Origin of the sequence: Propioniciclava sp. (assembly GCF_036744435.1) — a bacterium.
Taxonomy (GTDB): domain Bacteria; phylum Actinomycetota; class Actinomycetes; order Propionibacteriales; family Propionibacteriaceae; genus Propioniciclava.
In genome coordinates, this window is the sequence record NZ_DAIOIA010000227.1 from 1 (window position 1) to 2,117 (window position 2,117).

The 2,117-nt window shown below is 64.6% G+C and carries 2 protein-coding genes; one reads left to right on the plus strand and one right to left on the minus strand.

Annotated elements, in window-relative coordinates; translation table 11 throughout:
* Nucleotides 1-133: 133 nt before the first annotated feature.
* Nucleotides 134-1,408, plus strand: a complete 1,275-nt coding sequence (locus tag V7E09_RS15445; RefSeq protein WP_324523718.1) for an IS256 family transposase — start codon at nucleotides 134-136, stop codon at nucleotides 1,406-1,408.
* Between the two features lie 121 nt (nucleotides 1,409-1,529).
* Here V7E09_RS15445 and V7E09_RS15450 read toward each other — a convergent pair.
* Nucleotides 1,530-2,117 (minus strand): TatD family hydrolase (locus V7E09_RS15450; protein ID WP_324523719.1); only part of this gene is annotated, 588 nt, incomplete at its 5' end.

Here is a 2,117-nt window from a genome sequence, read left to right on the forward strand (position 1 = left end):
GAGCAATGATCAGAACCTGTGGATGGTCTTCGGCGGGGTGACGTGTGTGGGCGCACCTTCCCGAGGATGATCTGAAGTCCATATTGCTCTGATCGGGACCGGCGTTGGCGCGCTGGTTCGGGAAGGTACGCCCATGCTCAAGTTAGTCCACGACGAGACCGGTGACGATACGGCGGGCGCGTCGTTGCTGGACGAGATCATCCGTGATGGGGCCCGCCGCATGCTCGCGGTGGCGTTGCAGGCCGAGGTCGCTGCCTACATCGACGCGCACGCTGGCGTGGTTGATGAGGCTGGCCGGCGGCTGGTGGTGCGTAACGGGTTCCACGCCGAGCGGGAGGTGGTGACCGCCGCGGGTGCAGTCGAGGTGCGTCAACCCCGGGTCAACGACCGCAGGGTGGATGCGGTGACTGGTGAGCGTCGTCGGTTCGCTTCGGCGATCCTGCCGGCGTGGGCGCGGAAGTCACCCCGGGTGGCCGAGGTGCTCCCGCTGCTGTATCTGCACGGCCTGTCCAGTGGTGACTTCGCGCCGGCGTTGGAGCAGTTCCTCGGGTCGGCGGCTGGACTGTCACCGGCGACGATCACCCGGTTGACCAAGGACTGGCAAGACGAAGCCGCCGCGTTCGCCAGGCGGTCTCTGGCCGGCAGCGACTACGTGTACGTGTGGGTCGATGGGATCCACCTGAAGGTCCGCCTGGAACAAGACAAGGTATGCCTGCTGGTCATGATCGGCGTACGCGCCGACGGCACGAAAGAGTTGATCGCCCTCGATGACGGCTACCGCGAATCCGAAGACTCGTGGCTGGACCTCCTGCGCAGCTGCAAACGCCGCGGCATGACCGCCCCGGTCCTCGCGGTCGGGGACGGGGCACTGGGGTTCTGGGCGGCGCTGCGGCAGGTGTTCCCGACCACCCGTGAGCAACGCTGCTGGTTCCACAAAACCGGCAACGTCCTCGCCGCGCTACCGAAGTCCGCCCACCCAGGCGCGAAGGCCGCCCTCGCCGAGATCACCAATGCTGAGGACATCGACCACGCCCGGACCGCTGCCAAAGTGTTCGCCGCGGACTACGGCGTGAAGTGGCCCAAAGCGGCCGCGAAGATCACCGACGACCTCGACGTGCTCCTGGAGTTCTATCACTACCCAGCCGAGCACTGGGTCCACCTGCGGACCACGAACCCGATCGAGTCCACCTTCGCGACCGTCCGATTGCGGCAGCGGGTGACCAAAGGTCCCGGGTCACGGGCCGCCGGAATCGCGATGGCGTTCAAACTGATCGAGTCAGCCCAACACCGGTGGCGAGCCGTGAACGCACCCCACCTCGTCGCCCTCGTCCGAGCCGGCGCCCCCTTCCACAAAGGCAAACTCATCGAACGACCCGACGAATCAGGAGACGATCAACAGGCCGCGTGACACGCCCATCCACAGGATTTGACTATTCCTCCATGGTCGCGAGCGTTGACTTTCGGCAGTTGAGGGGCGCAGATGGGTCGCTGGGATGTCAGTGCATCCTGGGTACATGCCTCACGGTCGGCTAAGTGATAGCGCCGAGAATCGCTGCCACTCGGGAGGGTAGTAGGTCGTTGGTTCCCGTGGAGGTGACGAGATCGGCGAGGTTACGCCAAGCCTGTATTCGGACCTCTGTAGTGCTGATTCCGCGCGCCTTCGCAAGACTGGCTTCGACATCAGCGACATTGCCGGGTTGCTGTGGACGAGCGCCGCGGCGATTGCCGTCTGGGTGGTCCGTCTCCAGGAGGAGGCGATCGATGGGTATGAGATCAATTGCATCGCTTTGCCGCAGGGTGGCGATGTTGAGGGAGAAATAGGCTCCGAGTTCGAGTGCGCGGCTTGTGGTGGCGCGGTCGCCGAGCCACCAGTGCAAGATCGCGCCAGTCACCGGGGTTCGCTCAAGGTGGTCCACGATCTCGCGGGTCGCGCCGTAACTATGGATCGAGATACGGCGCGGCTTCTTCTGTAGCTGAGAAAGCAGAGATGCGAGTACCTCGTGTTGCTTGGCGCGGCGAGACGGAGCCCTGGCGTCGAGACCGACTTCACTGACGTATGCGGTTTGGTGGCTCATCACAATCCACGGTGTAGTCGGGGTCTGAAGCCGCCGGTCTCG

Coding starts and splice junctions, on each gene's coding strand:
- V7E09_RS15445 (WP_324523718.1), top strand. CDS start 134: ATGCTCAAGTTAGTCCACGACGAGACCGGTGACGATACGGCGGGCGCG.